This window comes from Brevibacillus laterosporus LMG 15441 (genome assembly GCF_000219535.2).
GTDB lineage: Bacteria > Bacillota > Bacilli > Brevibacillales > Brevibacillaceae > Brevibacillus_B > Brevibacillus_B halotolerans.
This window is the reverse complement of sequence record NZ_CP007806.1, coordinates 1,361,668-1,379,288: the sequence shown is the minus strand read 5'-3', so window position 1 is coordinate 1,379,288 and position 17,621 is coordinate 1,361,668. Positions and strand designations below refer to the sequence as shown.

12 protein-coding genes are annotated in these 17,621 nt (G+C 42.7%); 1 reads left to right on the top strand and 11 read right to left on the bottom strand.

Features of this window, described 5'->3' with window-relative positions; translation table 11 throughout:
- Positions 1-257: 257 nt before the first annotated feature.
- The 6 genes from BRLA_RS06385 to BRLA_RS24180 all read right to left on the bottom strand — a co-directional run bounded on the left by BRLA_RS06385 (position 258) and on the right by BRLA_RS24180 (position 8,493).
- Entirely contained in the window at positions 258-1,574 is a 1,317-nt protein-coding gene (locus BRLA_RS06385; RefSeq protein ID WP_003338328.1) for an AAA family ATPase, read from the bottom strand.
- A 348-nt stretch (positions 1,575-1,922) separates the two neighbouring features.
- Entirely contained in the window at positions 1,923-2,678 is a 756-nt protein-coding gene (locus BRLA_RS06380; protein ID WP_003338330.1) for a tRNA threonylcarbamoyladenosine dehydratase, read from the bottom strand.
- A gap of 330 nt (positions 2,679-3,008) precedes the next feature.
- A complete protein-coding gene (gene aspS / locus BRLA_RS06375; RefSeq protein ID WP_003338331.1) occupies positions 3,009-4,805 on the bottom strand; it encodes an aspartate--tRNA ligase in 1,797 nt (598 codons plus the stop codon).
- 47 nt (positions 4,806-4,852) lie between these two features.
- Complete coding sequence (gene hisS, locus BRLA_RS06370; RefSeq protein WP_003338332.1) at positions 4,853-6,118, bottom strand: histidine--tRNA ligase; 1,266 nt, start codon at positions 6,116-6,118, stop codon at positions 4,853-4,855.
- Between the two features lie 430 nt (positions 6,119-6,548).
- A complete protein-coding gene (locus BRLA_RS06365) occupies positions 6,549-8,051 on the bottom strand; it encodes a coproporphyrinogen III oxidase (protein ID WP_003338333.1) in 1,503 nt (500 codons plus the stop codon).
- A 268-nt stretch (positions 8,052-8,319) separates the two neighbouring features.
- A complete protein-coding gene (locus tag BRLA_RS24180; RefSeq protein WP_003338334.1) occupies positions 8,320-8,493 on the bottom strand; it encodes a hypothetical protein in 174 nt (57 codons plus the stop codon).
- 171 nt (positions 8,494-8,664) lie between these two features.
- Between BRLA_RS24180 and BRLA_RS06360 the strand changes: the two genes are divergently transcribed.
- Complete coding sequence (locus BRLA_RS06360; RefSeq protein WP_003338335.1) at positions 8,665-10,548, top strand: N-acetylmuramoyl-L-alanine amidase family protein; 1,884 nt, start codon at positions 8,665-8,667, stop codon at positions 10,546-10,548.
- A gap of 100 nt (positions 10,549-10,648) precedes the next feature.
- On the opposite strand, the gene dtd is transcribed toward BRLA_RS06360, so the two are convergent.
- The 5 genes from dtd to BRLA_RS06335 all read right to left on the bottom strand — a co-directional run bounded on the left by dtd (position 10,649) and on the right by BRLA_RS06335 (position 17,600).
- A complete protein-coding gene (gene dtd / locus BRLA_RS06355) occupies positions 10,649-11,086 on the bottom strand; it encodes a D-aminoacyl-tRNA deacylase (protein WP_003338336.1) in 438 nt (145 codons plus the stop codon).
- Positions 11,087-11,197: 111 nt separating this feature from the next.
- Positions 11,198-13,381 carry a RelA/SpoT family protein gene (locus BRLA_RS06350; RefSeq protein ID WP_003338337.1) on the bottom strand — a complete coding sequence of 728 codons (2,184 nt, stop codon included), beginning with the start codon at positions 13,379-13,381 and terminating at the stop codon, positions 11,198-11,200.
- A gap of 222 nt (positions 13,382-13,603) precedes the next feature.
- Positions 13,604-14,116, bottom strand: a complete 513-nt coding sequence (locus BRLA_RS06345; protein ID WP_003338338.1) for an adenine phosphoribosyltransferase — start codon at positions 14,114-14,116, stop codon at positions 13,604-13,606.
- A gap of 54 nt (positions 14,117-14,170) precedes the next feature.
- Positions 14,171-16,528, bottom strand: coding sequence for a single-stranded-DNA-specific exonuclease RecJ (gene recJ, locus BRLA_RS06340; RefSeq protein WP_003338340.1), 2,358 nt, complete (start codon positions 16,526-16,528; stop codon positions 14,171-14,173).
- 142 nt (positions 16,529-16,670) lie between these two features.
- Complete coding sequence (locus BRLA_RS06335; protein WP_003338341.1) at positions 16,671-17,600, bottom strand: cation diffusion facilitator family transporter; 930 nt, start codon at positions 17,598-17,600, stop codon at positions 16,671-16,673.
- Between the last annotated feature and the right edge of the window lie 21 nt (positions 17,601-17,621).

Genomic DNA, 17,621 nt, shown 5'->3' with positions numbered 1-17,621 from the left:
TTTCCCGACAGATTCCTTTATCATTATTTTTTTGGAAAAATATTCGTTCCTACATGTAATGTAGTATTTTAACGCCCATAGTCATGTACTATGTAAGAAACCCTTCTCGCATGCTATTACTTCGATTTCTCTTGCTCAGAGGGTCGAAGTTCTTCTTTTTCTTCAAAACAAAGAATGATCAGTACGCTCTAGTTGTTTTTATTACGATAAATATAAACTTTTCCCAAAAGAATGTAAAGGCATCGGAATAATAGGGGTTAGTTCCGAGATGCTTGACGCTTTTGAATTTCTGCCTCATATCCTATCGGCTTAGGCTCATAAAATTTCTCTTCTACACCCTCAGGCAAATAGCGCTGTTTCACATAGCCTTCGGGATAATTATGCGGATATAGATACCCTTCCCCGTGCCCTAACCTAGCAGCCCCTTTATAATGACGATCCCGTAAGTGAACAGGTACGGGCTTATGCCCCTCTTTTTGGACATGCATAAGCGCTTGGTTAATGCCCATGTAAGCTGCATTACTTTTCGGAGCAGTTGCAAGATAGGTAGTGGCTTGTCCCAAGGCAATGCGCCCCTCTGGCATACCAATTAATTCAAGAGCTTGAAAGCAAGATACGGCAACGGATAATGCTTGAGGATCAGCATTACCGATATCCTCTGATGCAGAGATTATTAAGCGGCGCGCTATAAAGCGCGGATCTTCCCCTGCATCAATCATCCTCGCTAACCAGTACAAAGCGCCATCTGGATCGGACCCTCTAATAGACTTAATAAAGGCAGAAACGGTATCGTAATGATTATCTCCGCTTTTATCGTAGCGGACAGCTCTACGCTGGATTGATTCTACGGCCACATCCAACGTAATGACAATCTCTCCTGCTTCATTTAATGGTGTAGTCGTTGCTGCTAATTCCAATGCATTTAATAAGCGACGAGCGTCTCCTTCTGCATAGTGCATAAGATGTTCCTTGGCTTCTGGTGTCATTTTAACCCGTAATTCTCCAAGCCCTTCAAGCTCATCCGTTAAAGCTCTATCAATAACTTGCCCCAAATCCTCGTCTGTTAGGGATTGTAAGGAAAAAATTTGTGAACGAGAGAGCAACGCTGCATTGACTTCGAAAAAAGGATTTTCTGTTGTTGCTCCAATCAAAATGACTGTTCCCTCCTCTACATAAGGCAACAGCGCATCCTGTTGAGATTTATTAAAACGGTGAATCTCATCAATAAATAACGTAGTACGCTGGTTATTCATTACTAAGCGATCCTTCGCTTCCTCTACGATACGGCGAATGTCTGCTACTCCTGCAGTAACCGCATTTAATTCACTGAAGTGCGATTTAGTTGTACGCGCTATGACTTTTGCTAAAGTTGTTTTTCCTGTGCCTGGGGGCCCGTAGAAAATTAAAGAAGAGATTTGATCTGCTTCAATAGCTCTTCGAAGCAGTGATCCTTTAGCTAAAATATGTTGTTGGCCAACTACTTCATCTAGGTTTTTTGGTCTCATTCGTGCCGCAAGCGGCTTGGTGCGCCCTTTGGAATCTTCCTGTTCATGGGCGAAAGAAAATAAATCCATCCTTCTCAACCCCAATCTGGTTTCTTCAAACGATTTGCAACTATAATCTGTCTTTTGTTACCATAACCTTAAACTATCATCCTGTTCATTTTACTTAGAAAACCAAGCTACGCCAAGTTTTGAAAAGGGAAGTAACAAGGCAAGCTGATTGCTTACTACCTTCAATCAAATCATTATCTTACCCTTTAAATAGCATGTATAGATCACAATTGCTTCAAAACTTAAACGAGAGCTTTCCTTCGGGTAAAGAAAGTAGCGCAGAAATCCCGAAGGCCTCTGCGCTATCCATTTCAACATTGTGAATCACTTATTTGTAAAAGGCGTACTACATCTGGGCACTCTTTTTTGCTACCCTTTTTTCGGTACCCAGCCAACTATATCTTGAACAACCACACTAGCTAAAATCAAGCCTGCCACAGATGGCACAAATGCATTACTTGCCGGCGGTTGTTTTACTTTACGAATAGGGGAATCCGGATTTTGAACAATCTGTTCCCGTACATCCGTACGAATTGTTACAGGGATTTCCTTAGAATATACCACTTTAACACCCTTATAAATGCGTGCCTTTTTAAGCTCACGACGAATTACCTTGGCAATAGGGTCATAGCTGGTTTTAGAGATGTCCTCCACTTCAAAACGCGTTGGGTCCATCTTATTAGCTGCCCCCATACTGGAGATGATTGGGATATTACGTTTTTTTGCTTCCAGGATAACATGAATTTTTGCAGACACGGTATCCATAGCATCAACAATATAATCTAGCTTATGCTCGAATAGACGAGGAGCTGTTTCATCGTCATAGAACATCTGAAGCGTCACTACCTCGCACTCTGGATTAATGGAGTGGATACGCTCTTTCATTAGCTCTGTTTTTTGTTGACCAATCGTGTGTAAAGTAGCATGAATTTGTCTATTAATGTTTGTGATGTCAACGTCATCTTTATCAATTAGGATCAGTTTTCCTACGCCAGTACGTGCTAAAGCTTCTACTGTGAAGGACCCTACTCCACCGACACCAAGCACGGCAACGGTACTGTTCCTCATTTTCTCCAAGCCCTCTGGACCAAATGCCAGTTCACAACGCGAGAATTGATGTAACATGTTCACTAACAACCTTTCCTACATTCATCTATTTTGCAAGTAGCATTCCATCTATAATTACAGTTTCATGTCATCCATATATGACCTAGTAATCTTCTCAGATTTATACTTTTTATACAATCATAAAAATAGTGACATTCCGATTATACCTAGCAATAGGCTGATATTCAATTCCTATTATTTCACTAGGACTCTAAGTGGTTGTCGAATCAGACATATGCTAGCACATTGAATTCTACAAAGCAAACAAAAAACAGGTCCAACCAAAAGACTCCTTGCCTTGGTTGGTCCCATTTGCCCAAGTAAATTTACTTGTTTGTTACTTGTTTGTTATTTGTTTGTTACTTCTTCTTTTTTCTCTTCTTCAATAGTCGCAATAAACAACTGTTTCAATTGACTTTCGTCTACTTGACTTGGAGCGTTAACCATTAGGTCACTAGCGCTTGCTGTTTTCGGGAAAGCAATTACTTCGCGTAAGTTCGTACGTCCAGCAAGCAACATTACCAAACGGTCTAAGCCTAGTGCGATACCACCATGTGGAGGTGTACCATATTCAAACGCATCCATTAAGAAGCCAAATTGCTCTCTTGCTTCTTCTGGACTGAATCCAAGCGCAGTAAACATTTTCTCTTGTACGTCACGTTTGTAGATACGCATGGAGCCGCCGCCCAATTCATAACCATTTAGAACTAAGTCGTAGGCTTGTGCGCGAATCGCACCTGGGTCTGTTTCAAACAGATGTAAATCTTCGTCTTTTGGACGAGTGAATGGATGGTGCAGAGCTACATAACGTTTAGCCTCCTCATCCCACTCTACCAATGGGAAATCTACTACCCATAGGAAAGCAAACTTACTGTGGTCAATTAAGCCTAGTTCAGCACCTAGCTTGCTGCGTAGAGCACCTAGAGAATCTGCTACTACTTTCGGTTTATCAGCTACGAACAACAATAGATCGCCTTCTTCTACTAGCAAGCGCTCTTTAATTGCTGTAACTTCTTCTTCAGAGAAGAATTTAGCGATTGGCCCTTTTACTTCGCCATCTTTAAATGCAATCCATGCTAAACCTTTTGCTCCGTAACGTGAAGCGAATTTGCCTAGATCATCAACATCTTTACGTGAATAATGCCCGCAACCTTTTGCATTAATCGCTTTTACTTGTCCGCCGGCCTCTACTGTGCTTGCAAATACTTTAAAACCGCTATCCTTCACAAGATCGGATACGTTGGTCAACTCCATGCCAAAACGAATATCTGGCTTGTCAGAGCCAAAGCGATCCATCGCTTCTGCATACGTTAAGCGAGGGAATGATGTCCCTACATCTGTACCAACAGTTTCTTTAAATACATGTTGAACCATTTCCTCCATCATTGGCAATAGCTGTTCCATTGGCAAGAAGGATGTTTCAATATCGATTTGAGTAAATTCTGGCTGACGGTCAGCGCGCAAGTCCTCGTCACGGAAACAACGGACAATTTGATAGTAGCGCTCGAATCCGGAAACCATCAATAATTGTTTAAAAATCTGAGGAGACTGTGGCAATGCATAGAATTCACCTGGGTGTACACGAGATGGAACTAGGTAATCACGAGCTCCCTCTGGAGTGCTCTTCGTAAGCATTGGCGTTTCAATATCTAAGAAGCCCTTTTGATCCAAGAAATCACGGAACGCTTTTGTAGCTTTTGAACGTAAGTAGAATGCTTTTTGCATTTCAGGACGACGAAGGTCCAAATAGCGATATTTTAGGCGAACCTGTTCATCTACATCAATCTCATCTTCAATTAAGAACGGAGGGGTTTTTGCATCGTTTAAAATGGTAATCTCCGTTGCTAGCAATTCGAATTCGCCAGTTTTAATTTTCGGGTTCACTGCTTCCGGTTCACGATTGATCAGCTTACCTTTTACAGATAAGACATACTCGCTACGCACACGATCTGCTTTTTCCCATGCTTCTTTATTTACTTCTGGGTTAAACACCACTTGACAAATTCCTGAGCGATCGCGCAGATCAATAAAGATAACACCACCAAGGTCACGGCGCTTTTGAACCCAACCATTTAAAATTATCTCTTGTCCTACATGTTCTTTGGTTACTTCGCCACAATAGATAGTACGTACATCAAATTTCATCGTTGGTCCCTCCAATAGGTCAATATTTCGTTCTTTTTTCTATATCCTTAACGTTTAGCCAATAGCCAATCGCTTACTTCTGCAAAACTTACTTCCTGCTGTTCGCCGGTCGCTAGTTCTTTTAGCATGACTACGCCTTTTTGCAGTTCTGATTCGCCAATGATAGCAGCATACTTTGCTTCTACACGATCTGCTGCTTTTAACTGTGCCTTCATTTTACGGCCTAAATAGTCCATCTCTGCCTTAACACCCTTAGCACGCAAAGAATCTAACAACTGGAATGCCTTCGTTTTTGCTGTTTCAGATTGTAAAACGATGTAAGCATCTAGCCCTGTTTCAATTGGTAATTGAATATTTTGCGATTCTAAGGCCATTAACAAGCGTTCAATACTCATCGCAAAACCAATACCCGGCATATCTTCGCCGCCAATTTGTTCAACCAACCCATTATAACGACCGCCACCGCATAACGTTTCAACTGCACCGATCTCTGCCATTTTAATTTCAAAAGCAGTCAGTGTGTAGTAATCAAGACCACGCACCAGACGCGGGTTAATGTGGAACGGAATGTTGATTGCAGTAAGATATGCCTGTACCTCTTCAAAATGCTTTTTAGATTCATCACTTAGATAATCTAAAATAGAAGGTGCATCTTTTGTAAGGGTCTGACATTTTTTATTTTTGCAATCCAAAACTCGCAAAGGATTCCGATCAATACGTGATTGGCAATCTTCACAAAGCTCGTCTCGTACACTATTTAATACTTCAAGCAATGCTCCACGGTGACGGGCGCGATCTTCCAGAGTTCCTACACTGTTTAACTCTACGGACAATCCTGTAAGCCCTAATTCCTGATAGATTCGCATAGCCACAGCAATTACTTCGGCATCAATTGCAGGATCAGCCGAACCGATTGCTTCCACTCCAAATTGAACGAACTGGCGGAATCGACCTGCCTGCGGACGCTCATGTCGGAACATTGGCCCTAAGTAATACAGTTTCGTAGGTTGATTGGGAACACCATACAATTTTTTCTCCACATAAGAGCGCACAACCCCCGCTGTGCCTTCAGGACGTAAGGTGAAATCCCCTTCTCCACGCGATTCAACGCTGTACATCTCTTTTTCCACTACATCCGTAGTCTCACCTACGCCTCGTCTAAACAGTTCTGTCTGCTCAAAAATGGGCGTCCGGATCTCTTGGTAATTGTAGCGTGTGCAAAGATCTCGCATCTTTTTTTCGATGTGCTGCCAAAGCTCCACTGTGCCAGGCATAATGTCTTGTGTACCACGTGGAATTTGGATTTTCGCCATGTGAGTCTCTCCTTTTTTGTTTTTTACGTGCTATATAAAAAGAATCCGTACAGGGCAAGTCAGGAAAAATAATTGTTAGAAAACACAAAAAATCTCCCGTCCTTGACATGCCCAACTTACGTACATGTCAGGGACGAGAGATTGTATTCTTCTCCCGTGGTGCCACCCTGCTTGGATATATATGTAATCATATCCCACTTCATTTTCATCGTAACGCCGATGCCGCGCCTTACAGTTACTCGTAGCAATGCTATCTTTCACTGGGGTCTTCAGGGAGGTCATTCGCCTAAACGTAATAGAGAAGCACTCTCAGCCACGATGCTTCCTCTCTAGCTATCCGTCTAAAGGTTACTTGGTCCCGTCATCAGATCAAAATATATTACAGATCATAGCAAAATCGCGAGTGAGCGTCAACTATACAATCACCCGATTATTTATCAGAGTAAAGCGCATCTAAATCCTGCAACTTTTTCTCAATCAACTGCTTATACGTATCATTATAGGTTTTCGGATCTTTCGGATTCGGCCAACGTGATAATACACCGCTACCAGGCCGCATCAATTTGGAGACAGCCCCACAGCCTAAGCCAAGAACCGTTTGCACTTCCTCCATCATAACGATGTTATAGATAGAGTCTTGATCTTGTAGCGCATAGCCAACATTTTCAAGATTGCCCAAAATGTTTTTTTGTCGATACAGATAGTATGGAACATATCCTTGTTTCTTGGCCCACTCTTCAGTCTCTTGCATCATGCTTAGTATCTCTTCACGGCTAGCCACCTGATATCTCTCTTTATTTTGGGTCATTTCCGAAGCACGTTTAAATGAAAGTGTATGGACTGTGAGAGAAGTAGGCATTAGCTTTTCAACCTCCTGAAGAGAATGCTTCATTTCCTGCATCCCTTCATTTGGCAGCCCTATGATCAAATCCATATTAATGTTCGTTAAACCCATCTCCATGGCCAATTTATATTTATCCACGGTTTCTTCAACCGTATGGTGTCGACCGATCGCTTGAAGGGTTTCTTGTGTAAACGACTGCGGATTGATGCTGATACGGTCAACCTTCCATTTTTTCATGATTTCAATTTTATCAGGAGTAATGGTATCAGGCCTTCCAGCTTCCACTGTTAGTTCACGCACTTTATCCATATGAGGAAAATGCTTATAAAGTGTAACAAAAAGCTCGTCTAACTCGTCAGCAGTAATACTGGTAGGTGTACCTCCGCCAAAGTAAATGGAGGTGATTACCAAGTCTTGGCGGGTCAACCAATCACCTATTGAGCGAATCTCTTCATGTAAACCTGCCAAAAATGGATTTACATTCCGGCGATGCACACCAATCGCATAAGCTGGAAACGTACAATACGCACATTTTGTTGGGCAGAATGGGATTCCAATGTAGACAGAGACTTCCCGATCTATTTGATATAAATCAGGAACAACATGTAGCTGACGATCCACTATCTCTTGTAAGAGCTGTAGTTTGTGGGGGCGAACCATATAGTCTTCGCGTAATTGGCGATGAGCCTCCTCGCGACTCAACCCAGATTGTAGCATCTTGTGAAGCAATTTAGTCGGTCGAATACCGGTCAAAATGCCCCATCCCTGCTCCACTCCAGTATGACGCTCCAGCAATGTTAATAGCGTATAGCTAATGGCTTGCTTAGCTGTTTTGCGCATATCTTTTTCGGAAAGCTCCTTATAGGGACGATCATACTCAAATGTATGCTTTTGATCGGCAAACAATAGATGCCCAGTAGCATGGACGCCATCGGCTTGTGACTCACAGCACAGCTCTATCTTAATATCTTGATGGGAGCAATTCTCCCAATCTTGTACATAATGAATCGCGGGATCTTCGTAGAACAGTGCGGCAATAAAGCCGATTTCACGTTCGAACTGATGACCCACGCATTTTATTTGCAACATGTTCTTCACCTGCTTCTTTCGCAATCCTTCTCATCTTACCTTACCAGCATAAGGTGGTCAATTTCAGAGAAGACACCAACTGTTCCCTTCAAAAATGGACGGATTTAGAAAGCCGTTCGTTTCATCAGAACGATTTGGCACAATCATTGCGAAAAAGAAGTACATGAGATTCCCTACTGGATCATTAATTTTCGCTACATGAAGCTACGCCCCTATCAAACGTAACTAGCTTGATTCCTGCACACGTTAACAGCTTTTCGCTACTTTGCTATTGTTTAGCACGCCGACGTAGTTCTTGTACCTCGCGGATGCTGATATGAAACTCCTGAGACATTTCTACATCGTTTAAAATGGCTTCTTTTTGCAAGAAATCATGAAAATCGACAGAAAAAATACGACGGTTTAATTCTTGAGCGAAACGTTCTTTATTGGATTGGCGCATGCTTAATCCCTCCTTACCCTATTGTTTCCGCATGGGAAGATTTGCATGCATCTCGAAAAAAATGTCGAAAATTGCAGGAAAATCCAAGGTCTATGAAGAAGATTATTGTTTTGTGGAAAATTTGATATTCCGCTCGTAGGAATTATGAAAAACAGAAAGGATGGGACAAACGTGTTTTCTCGCAAGAAGATGATTATCGGACTTGCAACGTGTCTCACTAGCTTGGTCGCCCCCTTCCAAATGGTCTGGGCAGCCAGCCAGGTGCAGGTAACTGCCGATAATTTAAACATTCGCTCTGGTCCAGGAACCAACTATCAACTCGTAAGTTCCGTGCCTAAGTCGACAAAACTAACCGTTATATCAAAAAAAGATAAATGGATACAGGTAAAATTACCGAATGGCAAACAAGGCTGGGGATTGAATACATACCTTCAGGAGATTAAAGCAGCTCCTCAACCACCAAAGGTGATTTATTTACAAAGTACGGTGGATATGTTAAACATTCGGACTGCACCAAAGACTGATGCTCAAATCATTCAGGTAATGGATAAGACAAAAAGCTATAAAATGATTAAAAAGGAAGGCATCTGGGCACAAATTCAAGTGTCTGACAAGGTAACAGGCTGGATTAATGCTAAATTTGTAAAACATGCTACGCCGCCTACTACATCAGCACCTGTATCAGGAGCAACATCACCGGGTCAGAGTAATCAACCTGCTGTTGTATTGCCACCTGTAGAACCAACTGTACAGCCACCATCTACCAGTAGTATTAAAATCTCTGCAGTAACCAACGTGTATGCAGAGCCTAATGTCTCAGCCATGATTATCGGGCAGTTAAGCGCAGGGGATCAGGTAAGCAAATATTCGGAGTCAAATGGATGGGATCAAATCCTGTACAACGGAACAACAGCTTGGATTGCTAATCCAGCAGCTCCTAAAACCGGACAAGCAACACCTCCCCCGACACAGCAAAACCCTGCTACATCAGGCTCTACGGTGAAGGTAACGGCAAATAATGTAAACATCCGAAGTCAGGCTAATACAACAAGCCAAGTTCTCACCCAAGTAAATAACGGAGTAGTTCTACCGGTACTGTCTCAAAGCAACAATTGGTTTCAGGTAAAAACTCCGGATGGGAAAACAGGTTGGATTGCCAGTTGGTTAGTTACGAAATCAACAGAAGCTCCTCCTACACTCGGAGTAGTTGATCCAAATGAACATAAGAACCAAAACTCTCTTCAGCCCTCGGTGCCAAGCAATAATCAATCAGAAATGAAAATCAAGGTGATAAACGAAGGCACAAATATTCGTTCTGGCCCTGGCACCCAATATGAACCGGTAGGTACTGTACAGGCAGGAGAAAGCTATTCGGTAATCAAAACAGAGGGCGATTGGTATCAAATTCGCCTAACAGATAACTCAACAGCCTACATCGCTAGCTGGGTCGTTCAAAAGGAATCAACGGATATAGCCAATCTGCCTCCTTTAACCGGTAATGAAGCAGGAGGCAAATTGATTGTAATTGATCCTGGACACGGCGGAACAGATAGTGGCGCTGTAGGGACGACGTACAAGACGTTTGAAAAAGAGATTAACCTACAGGTTGCTCTGAAGCTAAAACAACGCCTAGAAGCTTCTGGAGCACGTGTAATTATGACTCGTGCCGATGATACGACTCTTACGTTAAATCAGCGTGTTCAGGTTGCTGTACAAAACAATGCGGATATGTTTGTAAGTGTCCATCACAATACACATCCTAACGCAGCTACCAATGGTACCATCATTTTTTACTATCACAAAGGAAAATCGATGGAATTAGCTCAAATGACTCAAAAAGAGATCATCGCGACAACTCAATATAAGGATTTAACATCCAGATTTGGGGATTTTCATGTTATTCGCGAGAATCCAAAACCAGCTATTCTTGCTGAAATCGGTTTTATAACCAATCCACAGGAAGAAGCTAACTTACGTGATGACCAGCATCAGCAAAATGCGGCGGAAGGGTTATTCCGAGGCATACTACGTTACTTCCAGGTCTATCCAAGCTAGTTTTTACACCAAAAAGCAGCTAGTCAAAAAAATAGACTAGCTGCTTTCTTTCTAGGTATCGAGCTTACGCAAATTAACTAGCCCTTTTTTTCACCTGACATTAACTTTCAACGATTAATGTCACCGGTCCATGATTATGTATCTGCACATCCATCATTGCGCCAAACCGCCCTGTTTCTACATGAAGCCCTTTACTCCGCAGCATCTCATTAAACTGCTCATATAATGGTTCAGCGGCTTCTGGACGAGCGGCTGCCATGAAATTAGGGCGACGACCTTTTCGACAATCTCCATATAACGTAAATTGGGAAATAGATAAAATTTGCCCCTTTGTGTCTTGAACAGAGTAATTCATCTTTCCCTCCTCGTCTTCAAAAATCCGTAAATTGGCTACCTTATCTGCTACAAACTCTACATCTTTTATCGTATCCTCATGGGTAATACCGACTAATAAAACCAGCCCTCGCTCAATTTTACCGACTACCTCACCATTTACGGATACACTGGATGCTTTTGCTTTTTGGACAACGACTCGCACTACTTATCACTCCAGTTCTGTTGTTTTGAATTTATGCCAGCATTTATGGTTATGTAAAGAAAAGACAGTGTCCCCAAGGAACCACTGTCTGCCACATACAATAAAGATATGCTAGGTATTTAGAATTCGACGAACGGAATAAATATCTTTGATACGCTTGATCCGTTCTACCACACGATGCAAATGATCTATATTGTTAATACAGATTGTCATGTTGATCGTAGCTACCCGATTGCGATCCGCTTTTCCACTCACAGCCGCTATATTGGTTTTCGTTTCCCCAACTACATGTAGCACATCGTTTAATAAGCCTGTGCGATCATGGCCAGTGATTTCTATATCTACATTGTAGTTTTGTTTCTGGTCCCCTTCCCATTGTACAGGTATGAGTCGATCACTCTCTTCTACCGTCACATTCGGGCAATCCTTGCGATGAATGGAGACCCCTCGTCCCCTTGTAATAAAACCAATAATGTCATCCCCTGGGACCGGCGAACAACATCGAGAAATACGAGTCAACAAATTGTCTACGCCTTCTACGCGGATGCCTGTGTCGCTTCGCGTCTGCTTCTGGGTAGGTGCATGAGATTTAAATTCCTGAATGGTTTGCTGTTGTTGCTGTTGCTGTTCTTCTCGATCTCTACGTATTTTTTCCGTCAATCGATTGGCTACTTGTGCTGAAGTAAGCCCGCCATATCCGACAGCAGAAAACATATCTTCGTCAGATTGGAAATTAAACTTAGCTGCTGCTTCTTTTAAATTCTCGGCAGTCATGGTCTCTTTTAAATCAAAGCCGCGCGCTTTTACCTCAGCTTCAATCATCGATAGCCCTTTAGCAACATTTTCTTCGCGCTTTTCTTTCTTAAACCATTGCTTGATCTTATTGCGGGCATGGGCAGACTTTGCTATTTTGAGCCAATCTTGACTTGGACCATATGAATGCTTGGAAGTCAAGATTTCCATAATGTCACCCGTACGCAACGCAAAATCTAGCGGAACGATCTTGCCGTTCACTTTAGCACCAATGGTTCGATTGCCGACAGCCGAATGTATGCGATATGCAAAGTCTAAAGGAACCGAGCCTTTTGGAAGCTCCACCACATCGCCTTTTGGCGTAAAGACAAATACCGTATCAGAAAACAAATCCTGCTTGAGGGATTCCATGAATTCCTGGGCATTTGGTGTCTCTTCTTGTCCACCTTGAATAATCTCACGGAGATTACCAATTTTCTCTTCAAAGGAGCCCTGCACTTCTCCTTTTCCTTCTTTATAGGCCCAGTGAGCAGCGATACCAATCTCTGCTGTTCGATGCATATCCCATGTACGAATTTGTACTTCTAACGGTTCACCCTTTGGCCCTATTACAGTGGTATGCAGGGATTGATACATGTTAGCCTTTGGCATAGCAATATAATCTTTAAATCGTCCTGGCATAGGCTTCCATAACGTGTGCACAATTCCAAGGACAGCATAGCAATCACGAATATCATTCACAATGATACGTAAAGCCAGCAGGTCGTAGATTTCGTTAAACTGCTTATTTTGTGACACCATCTTTTTATAGATGCTATAGATATGCTTAGGTCTGCCAGCAATTTCCGCTTCAATATGCAACTCATGTAATTTATCAGTAATCATTGCTTTTGCTTCTGAAATGTACTCCTCGCGCTCCGTCCGTTTCTTCTGCATGAGGTTTACAATCCGATAATATTGCTGCGGATTCAAATAGCGTAGAGCTGTATCCTCTAGCTCCCACTTTACAAACGCAATCCCCAAACGATGAGCCAGTGGCGCAAAGATTTCTAGCGTTTCATCCGAAATTTCACGTTGTTTTTCCTCGGACATATGGCGTAACGTACGCATATTATGCAATCGGTCCGCCAATTTAATTAAAATGACTCGAATATCTTGTGCCATGGCTACAAGCATTTTACGATGATTTTCCGCTAACTGCTCTTCTTTGGATTTGTATTTAATTTTTTCTAGCTTTGTGACCCCGTCTACCAGATGTGCTACCTCTGATCCGAATTCCTTACGTAAATCATCCAACGTAATATCGGTATCTTCCACAACATCATGGAGAAAACCGGCAGCAACAGTTACTGCATCCATGTGCATATCCGTCAAAATGCCTGCAACCGCAATCGGATGCATAATGTAAGGCACCCCAGATTTACGCACTTGGCCCTCGTGAGCTTTGCGTGCTAAATCATAGGCACGCTCCAGCATAGTAACGTCCTCGCTTGACATATAGCTATTCGCTTTGCTTAAAATTTCCTCGATGCCCGTAGTCATATTTCCCTTCCTTAATCTTCACTCTGAAGATGAAAACCGTCTATCTTTCCCTTAAACGTATTACCTTTTATTATCTGGTATGAAGGGGAGAATGTAAAGGTAATAATCTTCCATTCTCTACTTAAAACACACAAAATAGACACTTTCAGCTTACGTTTCTCAGGTAAATCCACAAAAAAACCTCCGCAAGCGAAGGGCTCACAGAGGTTTTTATCCAACAGATTAGTATGTGATTAAAGAAGAAACCGGGATGTCACCTAGTTTTTCACGACCATCGAGATAGCTTAATTCAATCAGGAATACAGCCCCTACTACAATTCCACCCAATTGTTCAACAAGGTTGATAGATGTCTCGATCGTACCGCCTGTTGCAAGTAGGTCATCTGCAATCAATACACGATCACCAGGCTTGATTGCATCTTCATGCATTGCTAATGCATCGCTGCCATACTCTAAGCTATAATCAGCTTGAATAGCTTTGTAAGGTAGTTTGTTTGCCTTGCGAATCGGAATAAATCCAACGTTCATCGCATATGACAATGGTGCCCCTACAACAAAACCACGCGCTTCCGGTCCTGCGATTACATCCACGTTTAGGGTATCAGCAAATGTTTTCAGTTCATTGATTGCCGCTTTATATACAGGGCCATCTTTTAATAGGGTAGTAATATCTTTGAAACGAATCCCCGGTTGTGGGTAATCTGGAATCACGCGAATATAATCTTTAAAGTTCATTAAGGAATGCCTCCTACAAAAGAATAAAAACAAAGTAAGTTGGATGCCCTTCTTCTAAGACTGATGAAGTATATCCAAATATTTTCCTAGTCCATCATGATTAGAAAGGAGCAGTTCGGCGTGTAGCTCGGCTTCCTCGCGCCAGTCTACGTATCGTGAAGATGTATCCAAGGGCGCTTTAGCCGGTTCTGGATGCAATAGGTATGCTTGCTCGCTATCTTCAATAAAACGAAGCTCTATAAAAATAGTAAGCATTCGCTCCACAATGGAACGTTTTAGCTTCAATTTTTTAGCCAATGCATCGAGATGAGCCTTGTTGATTTTACCATATTGTCGAAAAATTTGATACAGCGCTTTAAAATCTTCTCGGCTCGGTACATGTAGCAATTCAAAGGCCTCGTCCGCTTCGCCAAATAAGCAGTAAATGGAGTCCATTTCATGTAACGCAGTCATCGCTTGTCCCAATGCTTTTTTGGAGGAAGGAAGGTCATATAAGATGATCGAGCGACATTCTTCCTTCCAATCTCCTTGCATTTCTCCCGCATTCGTTACATACAGGAGCGACCTTTGGGTAAGCTGCTGACTTGCAAGTAAAGAGTGCAACCGATGATGGTTAGCTGCTTGGAATGTGATGGTAATCAACTCTTCCGCAACGATTTTATCCAACCATTTTTTCTCTTTATCGCGCGTGCCTCGCCAGTCGAAAATCTGCTTATGCTTGACCGCTACATCACGAAGCAAGAATTGAGGCTTTCGCAACCCATTCCATTCATTAATCTGCAATTCACCAAGCACGGAAAGCTTTGATGTTGGAGCTACCTGTTCCATAATGGGGGCAAAACCAAATCCGATAGCATCAAGTTGCGATTTCTCATGTGACAATACACATTTTAGATGTGTCTCATCCTTCCCAATTTTACGCATACCCTGATGACCGACTTTTTCACAGACAAGCATTGGAGTAGGGTTACCCATGCCGAATGGAGCTAAAGCTTCCAACTCTATAGCAAGATCTAGATTCATTTCATCAAACGCCACTTCAAGATCTACTCTTGTTTTGGGGATGAAGTCTTCTGGTTGCAACCATTCCTGTGAAATACGATGCAACGCCTTGCGTAGCGGATCTACATTCTCTATGGGCAATGTCATACCCGCTGCCATTGTGTGACCACCATAGTGTGGTAGAAGCTCCTTGCACGCCGTCAATGCCTCATACATGTCGAAGCCAGCAATGCTTCGAGCCGAGCCTTTTGCTGCGCCTTTTTCAGGATCGATTCCAAGCACAATAGCAGGTCGATAGAATTTTTCCACTAAACGTGAAGCAACAATACCAACAACGCCAACGTTCCATCCCTCTTTGGCTACAACAATTACTCCACTCTGATCAGCCGGATATAGCTGTTCAACCATTTCAATGGCTTCTTCCGCCATCGCTTGAACTAACTCTTGGCGCTCCCGGTTCAACTCATCAAGTACTTCCGCTTGTTCCTTCGCTTCCTGTACATCCTCTGACACGAGCAATTTAACCGCTGCTTCCGCTGTTTCTAAACGACCGCCCGCATTAATCCGTGGTCCAATGGCAAAGCCCACATGTCCCGCAGTAATTTCTTTCTCCTGAAGCCCGCACACATCAAGTAAAGCTTGGATGCCTACATTGTGTGTTCGATTCAATCGTTGCAATCCTAAACTAGCTAATACCCTGTTTTCATCCACTAAAGGAACAAGGTCAGCAATCGTTCCTATTGCGGCCAAATCGATGAAATCCATCGGAGGCTCCTTTAACAGAGCTTGGGCCAGCTTAAAAGCAACGCCTACACCGGCCAGCATGTCAAACGGATAGGAACAGCCAGGTTTTTTAGGATTCATTACCGCAAACGCATCAGGTAGAAGCTCAGGTGGTTCATGGTGATCCGTCACGATGATATCAAGCCCCAACTGATTTCCATGCGCTACCTGCTCTACCGCGCTTATGCCAGTATCCACAGTCACGACAAGCCGAAAACCGCTGTCATAAATGTATGACAACGCTGTTTGGTTTAACCCGTATCCTTCTTTAAAACGATTCGGTATATAATAATCAAATGTGGCTCCCAATTTTCGTAACAAATGCACCATTAAAGCAGTGGAGCTAACTCCATCCGCATCATAGTCTCCATATATGCAAATCGGTTCATGGCGCTCAATCGCCTGTTGGATTCGATGCACGCTTTTGTCCATTCCATCCAATAAAAATGGATCATGTAGCTGTTCTGGACTCACATGCAAAAAGTCACGTGCCTTTTGTGACGTATCCATCCCTCTTTGAACGAGCAAACGTGCAAGCAAAGGCGATATCCCACACGCTTGGACAATCTCTGCACTTATTGCTTCGTCATATGGAGTGAGTTGCCATCGCGATTTCGCTTGTAGCATGAGGCAGCCCTCCAATCCTCATCCATTATATAAAGAAATAGAGGGCATGCCAAGCTTTCTTATTAAACGCAAAAAGCGTATGTTTTACGAACATCATGTCATAAATTAGCTTGAATTGTGAAAAAGTCCAATCATAACTGCATTATTCATGCGTCTTAGCAGGTTCCTCATCCCATGACTTTCCTTTTTCATCATATGGATTAATGTGAACAAACACATTTCGAATATCCTGATGCTTCTCCATTAAATTGCGTTTAACCTGTTTTCCGATTCGATGTCCATCCTCTACCGTTATATTCGGATCAACAGAAACCTTAATATCCACGATTTGATAGTGACCAGTTTCCCTGGCCCACAGCTCATCAATTCGCAAGACTCCCTCTACCTCCATAACTGTTTTACGCAAAGACAAGGTATCTTCCTCGTGCAATACATGATCCATCGTGGAATGAATGGATTCCTTTAAAATATGGTAGGCTGTTTTTAATACAAGGAAGGATACAAAAATCCCTGCAATGGGATCAAGATATACGGTCCACCTTACCCCTAGCTTCTCCCCAAGAATTGCCCCGCCAACACCAATTAACGCGGCGAAGGAAGAATATACATCAGAACGATGCTCCCAGGCATTCGCAATTAATGATTGGCTATTTAATTTTTTCCCAAGATGATACTTATATCGAAACATCCATTCTTTTATAATCATGGAGCCTAACGCCGCCCATACAGCTAACATGCCAGGAGGCTCAAGGGGCTCATAGAGTGATTTATACGAGGAATACGCAATTTCAAAGCCCACAATAGCAAGTAGGATAGATACGATAATAGCTGAAATTGACTCTGCTTTTCCGTGCCCATACGGATGGTCTTGATCTGGGGGTGCCTCCGCTGCGCGAAGCCCTATCAAAACAGCTACTGACCCGATTACATCAGATGCAGAATGAACAGCATCAGCTACCATCGCTCGCGAATCAGCTACCCAGCCCACAAGTAATTTGACAAGCGCAAGCAACAGATTACCAACAATACCGACCCATGCAGCAAACTGAGCCTTTGCCAAACGATTTTCCACCTAGTTTCCTCCTCCTTGTAT